The sequence below is a fragment of the Proteiniphilum saccharofermentans genome, assembly GCF_900095135.1.
Taxonomy (GTDB): domain Bacteria; phylum Bacteroidota; class Bacteroidia; order Bacteroidales; family Dysgonomonadaceae; genus Proteiniphilum; species Proteiniphilum saccharofermentans.
The window spans coordinates 894015-908188 of sequence record NZ_LT605205.1 but is presented as its reverse complement, the minus strand read 5'-3'; the positions used below and the strand labels follow the sequence as shown (position 1 = coordinate 908188).

Below are 14174 nucleotides of genomic sequence, written 5' to 3'. Positions count from 1 at the left end.
CATTTTTTGATAGTTTAATTTTACTTACATTTGCATTTTATTAGAATAATATCGTATGCGAATTTTTCAAGCAATAGTATCCAATCTTCTTTCATTTAGTTATCCACCGGATTTACAGCAATTGTTCCTTAATAGATTTTTATCAAACCTTTTCGTTATTCTGATACTGCTCTTCTTTCCGGCAGTCACAAATATCTTTGCACAAAGCAACGGAGCTTCATCAACCTATCAGGTAAAAGGCCGGATTATCAGCAAGACCGACAATACGCCCGTAGAATTTGCCAGTCTTGTTTTATACAATGCAAATGACAGTACACCTGTCGATTATACAGCTACCGATATCTCAGGAAATTTTAGCCTCACTCCCAGGAACAAAGGAGGGTATTTCATCGCGGTCAGCTTTATCGGATATGAACCACTCAAAACCAGTCCATTTGAAATTTCAACTGAAAAAAGAAAAATTGTATTACCCGATATCCTGTTAGAAGAGAGCGAGCAACTCTTATCTGAAGTTGTGGTAACGGGACGCAAGCGACAAGTCGTATATAAGCTGGACAAACAAGTGATCGAAGCGGCAGAATTTCTCTCTGCTGCGGGAGGCACCGCTGCAGACATTCTGATGCAGACTCCTTCAATTCGTGTAGATGCAGAAGGTGAAATAACCTTCCGGGGTAGTTCCGGGTTTAAAGTATATATCGACGGAAAACCGGGTTCCTTGAACGGTGCTGCCGCTCTGGAACAAATCTCTGCCGGACAGATCGATAATATTGAAGTGTTAACGACTCCCTCGGCCAGAAACGATGCGGATGGTGCGGTCGGTATTATCAATATCAACACAAAGAAAAGTGATATGGAGGGATGGAGCGGAATGGTCAACCTGATGGGAAGTTCCGTTTGGTCGAGAAATATCGATTTTCTGGTGGCACTCCGCAAAAAAGATTTCCGGTGGCAATTATCAGGCGAAGCGTCACGCCGTTTTGTGCTGAGTGATTACGATCAACTAAAGACAATCATCACTCCCGAATTATTGACAACAGACCATTCCACCGGCTTAAGGAAAAGACATACGGCATGGTATTACCTCACTTCGTCATTCGACTGGTTCAAGGAGAACACCATCTGGTCGGCAGGTATTACAGGAGGTTACAGGGACCGTTGGAGAGGCGGAGAGCTTCATTATGAAGACATATACGAGCCTGTAGCCACAGGAGAAAAAACGTACGGATCGTTTGATGGCAAGGATTTCGTGAACCTGTACGAATATCATTTACGAGGTGACCTGGGAGTGGAGCATAACTTCTCCGGAAGGGAAGGGCATAAATTGACCGCCTCTTTGTATGGATTATACGAAGGGGGAGCAATGGAAAATTTCCAGACCGACCTGTGGGATATGCAGGGAAAACAGGTAAATGGTCATCGTGCATGGGAGTATGAGTACCGGTTTACCGGCCAGGTAAATGCGGATTATGTTTACCCTTTTGATAATGAAACCGGAAAGTTTGAATCGGGCTATCAGTTGTTCTCTTACACCGAAGACGGGGATTATACAATCGATATGTTTGACCAGGAACAGGATGCTTTTATCAGGCGTGACGACCTGTACAACAAATACCTGTTTCGCCGGGATATACATGCAATGTATGCATTGGTATCCGATGTACACGAACGCTTCGGATACCAGTTAGGCCTACGGGGAGAATACACCTATCGTAAACTCGGGAACAACTTCGAATGGGCACGTCATAGTCGCCACCGTTTCGACCTCTTCCCGTCGGTACATGTTTCCTATACTTTAAATGACCATTCACAGATACGGGCAGCCTATACACGCAGGATCACCCAACCGGAACTGTTTTACATGGAGCCTTATGTGGTATATGTGGACTATAACACTGCCCAGATGGGAAACCCGTTTATCAAACCGGAATACACGAATTCTGTGGAGGGAGGGTATAATTATAATTTTAAGAATGGCAATACGATTTCCGCTACGCTCTTCCACCGTGCCCGAAAAGATAAAATCGAACGCCTCCGTGTTCCCTATCATTCAAGTGTCACACTCGACTCCATGGCAAATGTCGGCAACGACTATTCCACCGGTATGGAGTTAGCGGCGAACCTGCAATTCAATAAGTACTGGAACCTGGACGCAAACACAAGTTATTATTTCTACAGGATAAAAAACCAGTTTAAGATAGATGATGACGAGGAGAGTTGGAACTGGCAGTTAGCCGTCAACAATAACTTTGATGTAGCAAAGAATACACGCGTCCGGCTGGAAGCCTATTATGTAGGACCGATGGTGAGTACACAAGGACGGGTAGACGGATTTTTCTATCTGAATATCGCTGCCCGACAGCAATTTCCAAAACAGAAATTAACGGCCAGCCTTGTAGTCAGGGATATTCTCTCAACTGCAAAGTATACCAACACACGTTCCGGCATCGGAATGGAAACGCTTACTAAAATCTATCCGCGTTCCCCGTTGTTCACAATGACATTGACCTATACTTTCAATAATTTCAGACAACAGAGAAAAGCAGAAGGCCCCAATCATGATATGTTTGAGGGAACCAACAGATAAATTCCTGACATAGATCATTTTTGATAATTTAGAATACCCCTTCTAACTCTTTATGTTTTAAGATTTTAGATGATTTTAAATAATTGGTTGTTAATTGATTTGTCAAAAAAAATCAATTGATGATGCCGATTTTGTCATGCAATGAAAAACATTTTTTTCAATTTTGTAATAAAACCTCTCCTTCTCCGACTATAAAGTAAAGTCAAAACAAATGAAGTCAAATCAGGAAGAATTCCTAAAGATGCTATCTGCTTACCAAAGTATTATTCACAAGGTAAATCAGATTTATTTTAGGTCGAAAGCAGACAAAGAGGAGAATTTTCAGGAAGTCGTCTGTCAACTTTGGCGTTCTTTCCCTACATTCCGAAACAAAGGAAAACCTGCCTCATGGATTTATGCGGTAGCGATAAACACTTCCATTTCAAAGATCCGGAAGGACAGTCGCCTCAAATTCTCTGATAATATACCTGACGTTGCGACAGTTGATCCCTACGAACAACAAGAATGGGACGAGAATTACCAAAAGCTGATAAATGTCCTCTATGGGTTGAATGAAATAGACAGGTTTGTCATGTTACTCTACATGGAAGATTATAGTTATGAAGAGATTGCCGAAATCGTTGGTATGAGTAGTTCCAACATCGGCGTTAAGATTCACCGGCTTAAAGCCCAATTACAAAAACATTTTAACAGTAATATCAATGGAAGCAAATGACATTAAAAATATCTGGAAATCAGGAATAGAGGGAGATATCGACCGTTATTCCGATTCCGAACTAAATAAAATGGTTGTTAAGTCTGCACGAAAATCAATAAAGGCAGTATATCCGGGAACTATATTCCGGCTTATTATCATTGGGGTGATTATGTATCTTATCGCAATATTACTTTGGAGTAACCGAAGTAAAGAAGTGATATTCTTGGATTTTAGCGGATTAATAATACTATCTGTATCTTATTTTTTATGGGAACGCTCTGCCTACAAAATGAGAAAATATACTTATGGCATGCCGGTAAAGGAATGGTTAGAATATCGTATCAAACAAATTGAAAAAAGCATCAAGTTTAACAAGAAATATGATTTGCTTATATATGGTTGTTCTTTCCTTTTTGCAACAGGTTTCTATGCTTTTTATCAGGTAGCAACAAAGATGACTCCGGGTTTACTAAACTTATTTATTATTCCAATCGGACTTGTTATTTATCTTTGGATTGTAAGACGCTCTCTAAATAGGAATTACAGAAAGACTCTTAATGAGTTAAAAGAGTTATATACACAATTTGAAGAATCAAACGAATAAACACAAAACAGATGAAACGAAGAAGACGCTAACGTCCCGATAGAAAGTGTTTATGATTTGCGGGCACGATTTGATGTATGTAATAAAACGAACCTTACAATACATATTTTTGAAAAACATAACCATGATCTGAATTTTCAAGAATGTGGCTGACAAAAAAAGAATGGCCAGAAGGGTTCAAGCAAATATTTGCAACGGCTAAAGGAGTCTAAATAAAAACATATTCTCAAATAAACAACTATTCTGAATAATAACGTTTTAACTTTGGGGTAAAGAGAAACATTGCATATGTTTCGGAAATATCATATATTTTCACCAATAAAATAGTTTTTGATCATCAGAATAAAAAGCAATCGCTCAATAAAATAGAGAAGGAATATCCAAATAGCGTAAATATGGCAACAGTTTTATGAAAAAAGAGGTGGATTTTGACAAACCACCTCTAAGCGGAGAGAGAGGGATTCGAACCCCCGGAAGCTCTCACTTCAACGGTTTTCAAGACCGCCGCGATCGACCACTCTGCCATCTCTCCTTGCAATTTCTCTGAAAATGCGAGTGCAAAGGTAAAACTATTTTTGGAAAGAAAAAATAGCTATGTCACATTATTTTTCATTGACTTCAAAAAAATCAATTATTCATTGTATCTTTGCGTAAACTATCAATGAGTCATGTTATTTAACGAACTACCCCTATGCGACTCTCTGCTGGAAGGCCTGCAAGCAATGAACTTCAGAGAGACTACCCCTATACAGGAACAAGCTATTCCCGTCATCCTTGAAAAAAAGGATGTGATCGCCTGTGCCCAGACCGGTACAGGAAAAACAGCTGCTTTTCTGCTCCCTTTGCTTAATAATCTGCAGACTGATTCCCACGATGAAAGCAAGATCAACGCTATCGTGATGGCACCTACCCGTGAACTGGCACAACAGATCGACCAACAGATGGAGGGATTCTCCTATTTCACCCCTTTCTCTTCGGTAGCGGTATATGGTGGTAACGACGGGGAAGCATGGGACATACAGAAAAGAGGGTTAATGAGTGGCGCCGATGTAGTAATTGCTACGCCGGGAAGGCTTCTGTCGCATATCAATCTCTATAATATCGATTTTTCGGGGGTGAAGTATTTTATCTTAGATGAGGCGGACAGGATGCTGGATATGGGATTCCATGACGATATCATGAAGATTGAAAAGCTGCTCCCAAAAGAGAGGCAGACTATCATGTTCTCAGCTACGATGCCGCCTAAGATACAACAACTGGCAAAGAGCATACTACGCAACCCGGTAGATATCACCATCGCCGTTTCCAAGCCGCCTGAAACAATCCTGCAATCGGCCTACATCTGCCATGAAGCGCAGAAGATCAATATTGTAAAATATCTCTTCAAAGAGAAAGCGCCCAATAAGGTAATTCTCTTTTCCGGTTCAAAACAGAAAGTGAAAGAGATTGCCAAAATATTAACACACATGGGATTGTCGGCAGGAGAGATGCACTCCGATCTCGATCAGTCTCAGCGTAACCATGTGATGCATGAGTTCAAAAATGAACGGGTGAATATCCTGGTGGCGACTGATATTGTTGCGCGGGGCATTGATATTGATGATATTACCCTGGTGATCAATTTCGATGTACCTTATGACGCAGAAGATTACGTACACCGCATCGGACGTACAGCACGAGCCGGCGATTCGGGTATGGCCATCACCTTTGTATCACCCGAAGAGCAGTACCGTTTTTCCAAAATCGAAGAGTTTCTGGGAAAAAGGATATACCGGATTCCTGTTCCTTCGGAATTGGGAGAAACACCGGAATATAACCCTGTCCGTGATAACAGAAGAGGAGGCGGATCCTCCCGTTCAGCAAAAGGAAGCGGGAAAAAGGGAACAGGATCAGGAAAAGGCAATAAGTCGCGTTCGGATCACAATACCCGGAAGGAAGGAGTACCATCCCACCCCGAAAAACAAACCAAAGAAAGAGAAGTATTACATCCAGAAGGCGGTTCAAAACCAAACGAGTCCCCTCGCAGCGAAAAAAAGAAGATAGAAGGACAAGCATCCCAAAAACAAGGCGCACAAAAGAAACAGCGTGGACCTAAAAGAGAAGGAACCCCACAACAACAGGGAGTGTCCGGAAAAAGAGAGCAGGGATCATCCCGGGAACAAAGCAACTCAGAAAGACCCCGTAAACAAAGGATACCACGGAATTCCGATTCTCCGGCAACAGATACTTCCAAGAAAAATCCATCTACGAGGAACTTCTCAGAAACAAAACGAGTTTCGACACCCCAAAAAGCTGATGTAGCGCCGGAACAAGCTACTGATGGAAAGAAATCAAAAAGGTGGAGTTGGTGGCCATTTGGGAAGAAATGATTGGGATAATACTGATTACACCGCTTTCTGCTCCAGTTGGATGATCTCCATCCCCCGAAGGATGGCCTCTTCGTTCATGGGTAAAAGTTTATGATGACGCTCCGGAAGAGATTTTTTCAGGCCTTCCATCACATTTTCCACCTCCACCATAGGCGATATCTTGAGCAATCCACCCAACACGATCATATTAAATACTTTGGTATTATTCATCTTCATCGACTCGTCCATCGCGTTGATACGGTATACATTGATATCCCTCCGTTCTACTTTCTTATGGATACCATATCCATCATAGATCAGCGTCCCACCCGGTTTTACTCTTCCTTCAAATTTTTCGAGTGAGGGTTGGTTTAATACTATCGCAATATCGTACTGGTTCACCACAGGCGAACTGATGGATTCATCGGAAATGATGACCGTAACATTGGCTGTGCCGCCCCGTTGTTCCGGACCGTAAGCCGGAAACCATGATACTTCTTTATCTTCCATGATTCCCGAATAGGCGAGAATCTTCCCCATCGAGAGCACACCCTGCCCTCCAAAACCTGAAATGACTATCTCCTGTAACATTATATATCTTTACTTTAGATGTTTTTCAAATCACCAATGGGGTATACCGGAAACATATTTTCCACCATCCAATCGTTAGCAGCCGCAGGTGTCATTTTCCACCCGGCATTACAGGTAGAAACCACTTCCACGATAGAGGTTCCTTTTCCTGCCATGGAATTTTCAAAAGCTAGTTTGATCATCCGTCTTGTTTTTTTTACCGCTGCTGCCGTATGTACACTGACGCGGGTGGCAAGACAAACACCATCGAGTAGTGCCAGCAGATCGAGTATCTTCAGAGGACCACCCATAGTTTGCACATCGCGTCCGTCGGGGCTGGTCGATGTAACCATATTGCTTAAAGTAGTGGGAGCCATCTGTCCACCGGTCATCCCGTAAATACCGTTATTGATAAAGACTATGGCTATATTTTCACCACGGTTGGCTGCATGGATAGTCTCTGCCGTCCCGATCGCGGCCAAGTCCCCATCACCCTGGTAAGTAAATACCATCCTGTCGGGCAACAACCTCTTAACAGCCGTGGCCACCGCGGGAGCACGCCCGTGGGCTGCTTCCTGCCAATCGATATCGAGATATTTATAGGCAAAAACAGCACACCCTACAGGTGCGACACCGATGGTCCTCTCCTGTAAGCCTAATTCCTTGATCACCTCCGCAACCACTTTATGCACTACTCCGTGGGAACATCCCGGACAATAATGCATATGATTATCGTTCATCAATTCCGGTTTTGCATAGACCAGGTTTTCAGGACTTACTATATCGCTTGCATTCATATGGTTATTTTTTTTCTAAGAAGTTAGAACTAAGAAATTAGAAATTAGAAGTCTGAAGTTAAGAAGTTAAGAAGTCAAGAATAATATTATCTCAAATTTTACGTCCGATGTCCTAAATCCCAAATCTTAAATCTTGAATCTAATTTCACTTTTTACTGAATCTAAATATCAGATAAAACAGGATGGCTGCTCCGCCAAAATACCAGGTAAGTTTCATATCCTGGTTAGAGGAGAAATAGACTATTATTGTCCCCACAAAGGCAAGCATAAACAACACCATGAATATATTTCGTATTTTGGGATCCATATTTCGTAATTTATCTATTTGACCACTTTTTCTTTTAACGCATCAAGCACACCATCGGGTGTAGGTACGATTCCTCCCAATCGTCCGTAGTGTTCCACGGGTATTTTTCCGTTCACCGCAAGGCGTACATCCTCCACCATCTGTCCCGCATTGAGTTCCACGGTAAGCATCCCTTTCACTTTATCTGCATAACTATGCAGTATCTTACCGGGGAAGGGCCACAGTGTAATGGGTCTGAGGAGTCCTACCTTAATTCCTTCTTCCCGCGCCATTTCAATCGTCTTCAGACAGATGCGTGCTGCGGATCCGAAAGCGACCAACAGGTAGTCGGCATCGTCGCATTTCACCTCTTCATACAGCACTTCATTCTCTTCCACGACACGGTATTTCGCCTGGAACCGTTCGTTATTCTTCTCCATCAATGCCGAATCGAGTTCAAGGGATGTGATGATATTAGGTTCCCTGTCCGGCGTTTTTCCGAGGGTTGCCCATGGGCATTGGGCCCTGACCTCTTCATCGGTCCGTCTGCGCCGGAATTCAGGAAGCCTCACCTTCTCCATCATTTGTCCGATCACGCCATCGGTCAGTATCATGGCCGGATTGCGGTATTTAAACGCCAGTTCGAAACCGAGCGCTACAAAATCAGCCATCTCCTGCACAGAGTTGGGGGCAAGGGTAATTAACTTGTAATCTCCATGCCCACCCCCTTTCACCGTCTGGAAATAGTCGGCCTGCGATGGCTGGATCGTCCCCAGACCGGGACCGCCTCGTTGTACATTCACGATGAGACAGGGTAACTCTGCTCCCGCCATATAAGAGATACCTTCCTGCTTCAAGCTGATACCCGGACTGGAAGAGCTGGTCATAGAATATTTACCGCAGGCAGCTCCACCATACACCATATTGATAGCAGCCACCTCACTTTCGGCCTGTAGTACCACCATTCCTGTCGTTTTCCAGGGAGCTGCTTCCATGAGTGTCTCTATTATTTCCGACTGAGGGGTGATAGGATAACCGAAATAACCATCTACCCCATAGCGTATAGCAGCATGGGCAATGGCTTCGTTTCCTTTCATCAAAGAAATTTCTTCTGACATAATATTAGTTTTGTTACTGTTCTCTTTCGGAAAATAATCATACCATCTTCTTCCGATAGACCGTAATACATCCTTCCGGACATACAAATCCACAGTTCGCGCATCCGATACAATCATCGGGACTCTTCATATAGGCATAATGATATCCGCGGTCATTCACTTCGCGCGGCTGTAAATCTAATGTATCGGTAGGGCACGATACAACGCAGAGATTACAACCCTTACAGCGACCCGTATTCACCTCCACATAACCCTTGACTTTTCCCATTATTAGATGTGGTTTTTTAATTGTCTGTTACAAAAGTAACAGTTGTTTTCAAACAACTCAATTTTTCTATGTTAATTTTTCATCTTATGTTAATAGTTTATTCGGGTAACTAAAGGCCTCCGCTTTAGTTGCCCTGATGATGCAAAAGTTTCTATTGATGAGTCTTGTGAATACTTCTGCTCAGCAGGGCATAAATTTCCCTCTTCCGAGGGTCATTTAACAGCTCCTGATGTTTGCGGATTACTTTTTCATCGAACCGGACAGCAGGGCCTGTTTGTGCTGTATGGGGATCCATCTTCGTCGCTTTGGCAGCTGTTTCAGTGATCAAAGGATTCAACAGATGATATGAAATTCCCTCTTCATCCATTATTTCTGATGCGAGTGCATACATATGATTGGTAAAATTACAGGCAAAAACGGCTGCAAGGTGAAGGAAACGCCGTTTATCGCCGGAAAGCAGATGGACGTTTCCGGATATCGTTTCAGCCAATTCCTTCAATAGAGCAACTGTCTCTTCACTTTCCCCCTCTATAAAGAGTGGAATATCCCTAAAATTCAGTGTTCTGTCCCTGCTGAATGTCTGTAACGGATAAAGCACTCCCCTTTCCTTATGCGGAGAAAGTACCGAGACAGGAATACTTCCTGCCGTATGTGCCCATACACCTGTAGTCGGCGGCATTTGGGATACGATATCCGGCAGGGAATCATCCTTTACTGAAAAAATATAGAGTTCGGCAGAGCAATGGATAGCATCCAAGCCACTGATCGGTTCGGCACCAACCTTAGAGGCAAGCTGTTCCGCATTCTTTATAGTTCGACTATACACCTGTACAATCTTGTGACCCGCTCTATTTAGCGCCACGGCCATATGGGTAGCCACATTACCTGATCCCAGGACTACAATCTCCATAATACGAATGAATTACATTTATCGATAACTTCTATTCATCTCTACCATCTCAATTCCCACTCTTTCCACCCCACGTAACAGTTCTTCCTCCATTCCGTGGCGGATTACAAGTTGGTAGCTACAGGCCGAATCCCGTGGAATGAAACTACGGTAAGGCAAAGACAACTGGTTCAATCCTCCGACGCTACCTCCCAGCCATTTCCCATGTTCATCGGCTAAGATACAACGAAGGGTATCGGTATGGAAAAGAGAATCCGTCAGGTTGTGATCTATAAATAACCAGAGATCCCGGTAAAGGTAACTGCGATTGGTCGTCAGCTCCACTGTCACATTATATTCCACAGCGGGAGGAGGTAGCAATGAGTCAATCTTAAAAACAAGCACAGAGTCACGATACCACTTCCCGTCTTCAATATGGTGAAACCGGGAATAGGCCTCTCCTCCCGAACAGGAGATAAGAATGGCAAAAAGAAGGCCTGCAAATAGTATAAAGATATTACTCTTTGTCCTCACCCGGAGATTTTCTGTTTCTGGGTTTTCTGTTTTCTGAAAAATTATCGGGGCGTTTTTTCCGGGGTTTCCTCCTTCTCCTACCCTGGTTTTCACCCTGGCCATCGAAACGGGTAATGCTCTGGTCTCCGAGAATATCCCCGGGATACGCTCCATTATTACCGGATTTTTCCTCGGTTTCCACAGTCAGTTTGAGCGGTTTCTCCCCTTTCTTATTCATTTTGATGATTTCAAACACACGGTCTTTGTCAATAGTCACTAAATTGGCGGCATTGTACTTATCTGACGAATAGGTGATCTTACCGGCGAAGACATCGGTTTTGAAATGGTAATAGCTGGCATCTTTTGTTTCCAGCACGATCTCACGCGAAGGCAGTGCACGTTGTGCCTCCACATAAGCATCCACTTCATAGTTCATGCAACACTTCAGTTTTCCGCACTGCCCTGCCAGTTTCTGGGGATTGATAGATATATCCTGGCATCTGGCAGCAGAGGTAGAGACCGATACGAAACTCGACATCCAGCGACTGCAACACATCTCGCGTCCGCACGGACCAATTCCGCCGATACGACCGGCTTCCTGACGTGCGCCTATCTGTTTCATCTCAATTTTCACTCTGAATTCCGCAGCCAACACTTTGATAAGTTGGCGGAAATCTACTCTCTCATCGGCAATATAATAGAAAATGGCTTTGTTCCCGTCGCCCTGGTATTCCACATCACCGATTTTCATTTTCAACCCCAGTTCTTCGGCGATTTCCCTGGAGCGTATCATGGTAGACTGTTCTCGTGCTTTTGCCTGCTCATATTTCTCCAGGTCGGCGGGACGAGCTATCCGGTAAATCCGTTTCAGTCCCCCGTTGACATCATCCCTGAAGTTGTTTTTCTTCATCTGCAACTCGACCAGCTTTCCAGTCAGTGTCACAGTACCAATATCGTGGCCGGGCAAGGCTTCCACAGCCACTACATCACCCTGTTCGAGTTGAAGGTCATTACTGTTGATATAATAGCCTTTACGGGTATTTTTAAACTGCACCTCCACCATCTTTGTGGCCTTTTGCAGTTCGGGAAAATCGTGTAACCAGTCGTAAACGTGAAGTTTGTTATTGTGACGGGTACATCCCCGGCAACTCTTTGTATTTCGTATAGTAGTAGCACTCAATGGCGCTATATCCGCTAATCTGTCTGCTAATTGTTCTTTGTCCATATATATAAACCGCCTTGTTTTTCCTGGCGGGAGAATTAAATTTGAATGGATCAGGGATCGACGCAATAAAAATTTGCGCTGCTAATTCCTAAATCTAAAAACTAAAATCCTAAATCTGAACGCAAGTTACAAAATTATTTTCTTAAAAACATCGTCACTTTCAGACAAAGATCAAGGAAAATAATTTTAGCATTGCCATTTTGTTCTATCTGGCGGTAAGCAAGAGAAAACTCCTCGCTCAAAGATTCTATATTTTTTTCGTTGATGAAAGGGGCAAACCGTTCGCCGAACTGCCACTCGTCATTGTTCAGGTATACCATTCCCGGTTCATGAAGATTACTCACAAAATATTCCCTGAACAGTCTCAACGAATAGAGTAGGAAGCTTTTCTGCATTTCCCGGCCGATCCCGGCAATCTCAAAAGCAATCTCTTTAATGGCCTTAATTTTGCCGGAGAAAGCGTTGCGCATCATCTGCCTGAATAGTTCAAAAAAGTATTCGGTATGTTCGGATGCCTGTATTATTTCGATAGCTTTGGTGAAACTACCATTGGCTATATGCGCCGTTGAGCGAGCTTTTTCATTGTCCAATCCGAATTTCTGTTGCAATGCCACCACCATCTCATCTTTTTCTATGGCACGGATATGCAGCGGCTGGCAGCGCGACCAGATGGTCTGCAGTACATTTTCCCTATCCTCTGAAACCAAAAGGAAAATTGTATACTCGGGTGGTTCCTCAACCAGCTTCAGCAACTTATTGGCACACGCCTCATGCATTTTCTCCGGTAGCCATATGACCATGATCTTGTATGGTGCCTCATACACTTTAAGATTGAGTTTGCGGATGATCTCATCGCTCTCTTTGGAATAGATAATTCCCTGCGCATTTTGAGCATCAATAAAGTTGAGCCAGTCGTTCAGATTGAAATAGCGATGCTCCGACAGGAATTCCCTCCATTGAGGCAGGTACTGGTCACTCACTTTTGATTTCACTACGGGAAATACAAAGTGCAGGTCGGGATGTGCCAGTTTATCAAATTTATGGCACGACGGACATTCACCACAAGCATCTTCGGCACCCCGGTTGCTGCAATTCAGATATCTGGCGTAAGCGATGGCCAGGGGCAACTTCCCCACTCCTTCCGGTCCGTAAAAGATACGGGCATGAGGAATAAATCCCTTCCCCACCGAATTGATCAGGTGTTCTTTTACATCGTGGAGCCCTATGACATCGCGAAAATACATCAGTATATCTCCTCTGCTACCCTACGTACGCTCTCAGTTGCCATCAATGAATAGAAATGAATGCTGGGAACCTGATTGCGGATCAGCTCCTTACACTGCGTAATACACCATTCCACACCTACCTCTTTTGCCTCATCATCATCTTTACACTTACGAAGCGCTACAGCCAGTTCTTCGGGAATATCAGAACGGAAGATACGGGGCAGTGCCGTAAGTTGATTCTTCAGATGGATTGGTTTGATCCCGGGAACAATAGGTACATTGATCCCTACTTCACGACAGCGTTTCACGAAGTCAAAGTATTTGCTATTATCGAAAAACATCTGAGTCACAAGATATTCGGCACCATTATCCACCTTCATTTTGGTATAATAGATCTCCGACTCCATATTGGGCGACTCCTCATGTTTTTCGGGATAGCAGGCCATACCATAAGAGAAAGGCTCTTCAGGGGGAGTGAACGAGGATCCGTCAAATGTAATCCCTTCATTGAAGTTATTCACCTGCTCCTGAAGACCGGTAGCATGTTGATGGCAATCCATTTTCCGCTGTTCTGCATCCAGTTTTTTTGTATCACCCCTAAGTAACAGCAAATCGGTAACTCCCAAAAAGGAGAGGTCTATCAATGCATATTCGGTCTCTTCTCTCGAAAAACCCTGGGAAATGATATGAGGTACTGCCCGTATCCCGTATTTGTTTTGTATTGCTGCAGCGATGGCTACTGATCCGGGACGTCTCCGTACATTCACTTTCCGGTAAGTACCGTTCTCATCTTCCTTATAAATACTTTCACTGTGGTGTGTAGTTATATTGATATATTTCGGGTCGAACTCCTTCAGGCGGTCGATAGCATTGTACACCTGCTGAATACTGTTTCCCTTCAACGGGGGTAATAGTTCGAATGAAAAAGCAGTCTTCCCTGTATTGTTAATTAATTCCGAAACCCTCATCTTACATTGATTTGATGATCCCGACAAGTCGGGACAAGTTATGATGATTTTTTGATTGTTTATCACTAAATCATCCGAAAG

At 43.5% G+C, this 14174-nt stretch carries 12 protein-coding genes, 1 tRNA gene and 2 pseudogenes; 4 read left to right on the top strand and 11 right to left on the bottom strand.

What is annotated here, in order from left to right; genetic code table 11:
* Nucleotides 1-55 precede the first annotated feature (55 nt).
* The 3 genes from PSM36_RS03545 to PSM36_RS03535 all read left to right on the top strand — a co-directional run bounded on the left by PSM36_RS03545 (nt 56) and on the right by PSM36_RS03535 (nt 3885).
* The gene (locus PSM36_RS03545) at nt 56-2584 is read left to right on the top strand and encodes an outer membrane beta-barrel family protein (protein WP_083710915.1); all 2529 of its coding nucleotides are present in this window, start codon (nt 56-58) and stop codon (nt 2582-2584) included.
* A 211-nt stretch (nt 2585-2795) separates the two neighbouring features.
* Nucleotides 2796-3299, top strand: a complete 504-nt coding sequence (locus tag PSM36_RS03540) for an RNA polymerase sigma factor (RefSeq protein ID WP_076928914.1) — start codon at nt 2796-2798, stop codon at nt 3297-3299.
* Nucleotides 3286-3885, top strand: coding sequence for a hypothetical protein (locus PSM36_RS03535; RefSeq protein ID WP_076928912.1), 600 nt, complete (start codon nt 3286-3288; stop codon nt 3883-3885). Before PSM36_RS03540 ends, PSM36_RS03535 begins: the two co-directional genes overlap by 14 nt.
* A 447-nt stretch (nt 3886-4332) precedes the next feature.
* Here PSM36_RS03535 and PSM36_RS03530 read toward each other — a convergent pair.
* Nucleotides 4333-4417 (bottom strand) — tRNA-Ser (locus tag PSM36_RS03530).
* 136 nt (nt 4418-4553) lie between these two features.
* On the opposite strand from PSM36_RS03530, the pseudogene PSM36_RS03525 reads away from it, so the two are divergent.
* A pseudogene (locus PSM36_RS03525) lies at nt 4554-5801 on the top strand (DEAD/DEAH box helicase); the annotation flags it as partial.
* Nucleotides 5802-6269: 468 nt separating this feature from the next.
* On the opposite strand, the gene PSM36_RS03520 reads toward PSM36_RS03525, so the two are convergent.
* The 10 genes and pseudogenes from PSM36_RS03520 to PSM36_RS03480 all read right to left on the bottom strand — a co-directional run bounded on the left by PSM36_RS03520 (nt 6270) and on the right by PSM36_RS03480 (nt 14093).
* Nucleotides 6270-6824, bottom strand: a complete 555-nt coding sequence (locus tag PSM36_RS03520) for a 2-oxoacid:acceptor oxidoreductase family protein (RefSeq protein WP_076928909.1) — start codon at nt 6822-6824, stop codon at nt 6270-6272.
* A gap of 14 nt (nt 6825-6838) precedes the next feature.
* The gene (locus PSM36_RS03515) at nt 6839-7600 is read right to left on the bottom strand and encodes a thiamine pyrophosphate-dependent enzyme (RefSeq protein ID WP_076928906.1); all 762 of its coding nucleotides are present in this window, start codon (nt 7598-7600) and stop codon (nt 6839-6841) included.
* Between the two features lie 145 nt (nt 7601-7745).
* Nucleotides 7746-7907, bottom strand: coding sequence for a hypothetical protein (locus PSM36_RS17520; RefSeq protein ID WP_173823114.1), 162 nt, complete (start codon nt 7905-7907; stop codon nt 7746-7748).
* 14 nt (nt 7908-7921) lie between these two features.
* Nucleotides 7922-9004, bottom strand: a complete 1083-nt coding sequence (locus tag PSM36_RS03510; RefSeq protein WP_076928903.1) for a 3-methyl-2-oxobutanoate dehydrogenase subunit VorB — start codon at nt 9002-9004, stop codon at nt 7922-7924.
* Between the two features lie 37 nt (nt 9005-9041).
* Nucleotides 9042-9272, bottom strand: a complete 231-nt coding sequence (locus PSM36_RS03505; RefSeq protein ID WP_076928900.1) for a 4Fe-4S dicluster domain-containing protein — start codon at nt 9270-9272, stop codon at nt 9042-9044.
* A 151-nt stretch (nt 9273-9423) separates the two neighbouring features.
* Nucleotides 9424-10182 carry a Rossmann-like and DUF2520 domain-containing protein gene (locus PSM36_RS03500; RefSeq protein WP_076928898.1) on the bottom strand — a complete coding sequence of 253 codons (759 nt, stop codon included), beginning with the start codon at nt 10180-10182 and terminating at the stop codon, nt 9424-9426.
* 18 nt (nt 10183-10200) lie between these two features.
* Nucleotides 10201-10695: a gliding motility lipoprotein GldH gene (locus tag PSM36_RS03495; protein WP_076928896.1), complete on the bottom strand. Its 495-nt coding sequence runs from the start codon at nt 10693-10695 to the stop codon at nt 10201-10203.
* Nucleotides 10696-10735: 40 nt separating this feature from the next.
* Nucleotides 10736-11854, bottom strand: a pseudogene (locus PSM36_RS03490) (PSP1 domain-containing protein); the annotation flags it as partial.
* Between the two features lie 179 nt (nt 11855-12033).
* On the bottom strand, nt 12034-13143 hold the full coding sequence (locus tag PSM36_RS03485; protein WP_076928891.1) for a DNA polymerase III subunit: 1110 nt from the start codon (nt 13141-13143) through the stop codon (nt 12034-12036).
* The gene (locus tag PSM36_RS03480; protein ID WP_076932017.1) at nt 13143-14093 is read right to left on the bottom strand and encodes a methylenetetrahydrofolate reductase; all 951 of its coding nucleotides are present in this window, start codon (nt 14091-14093) and stop codon (nt 13143-13145) included. Before PSM36_RS03480 ends, PSM36_RS03485 begins: the two co-directional genes overlap by 1 nt.
* Nucleotides 14094-14174: the final 81 nt, after the last annotated feature.

Bases quoted from the DNA above. Each gene is read 5' to 3' on its own strand.
- PSM36_RS03480 (WP_076932017.1), bottom strand. From the start codon at position 14,093: ATGAGGGTTTCGGAATTAATTAACAATACAGGGAAGACTGCTTTTTCA.
- PSM36_RS03500 (WP_076928898.1), bottom strand. From the start codon at position 10,182: ATGGAGATTGTAGTCCTGGGATCAGGTAATGTGGCTACCCATATGGCC.
- PSM36_RS03545 (WP_083710915.1), top strand. From the start codon at position 56: ATGCGAATTTTTCAAGCAATAGTATCCAATCTTCTTTCATTTAGTTAT.
- PSM36_RS03540 (WP_076928914.1), top strand. From the start codon at position 2,796: ATGAAGTCAAATCAGGAAGAATTCCTAAAGATGCTATCTGCTTACCAA.
- PSM36_RS03510 (WP_076928903.1), bottom strand. From the start codon at position 9,004: ATGTCAGAAGAAATTTCTTTGATGAAAGGAAACGAAGCCATTGCCCAT.
- PSM36_RS03505 (WP_076928900.1), bottom strand. From the start codon at position 9,272: ATGGGAAAAGTCAAGGGTTATGTGGAGGTGAATACGGGTCGCTGTAAG.
- PSM36_RS03515 (WP_076928906.1), bottom strand. From the start codon at position 7,600: ATGAATGCAAGCGATATAGTAAGTCCTGAAAACCTGGTCTATGCAAAA.
- PSM36_RS17520 (WP_173823114.1), bottom strand. From the start codon at position 7,907: ATGGATCCCAAAATACGAAATATATTCATGGTGTTGTTTATGCTTGCC.
- PSM36_RS03485 (WP_076928891.1), bottom strand. From the start codon at position 13,143: ATGTATTTTCGCGATGTCATAGGGCTCCACGATGTAAAAGAACACCTG.
- PSM36_RS03535 (WP_076928912.1), top strand. From the start codon at position 3,286: ATGGAAGCAAATGACATTAAAAATATCTGGAAATCAGGAATAGAGGGA.
- PSM36_RS03520 (WP_076928909.1), bottom strand. From the start codon at position 6,824: ATGTTACAGGAGATAGTCATTTCAGGTTTTGGAGGGCAGGGTGTGCTC.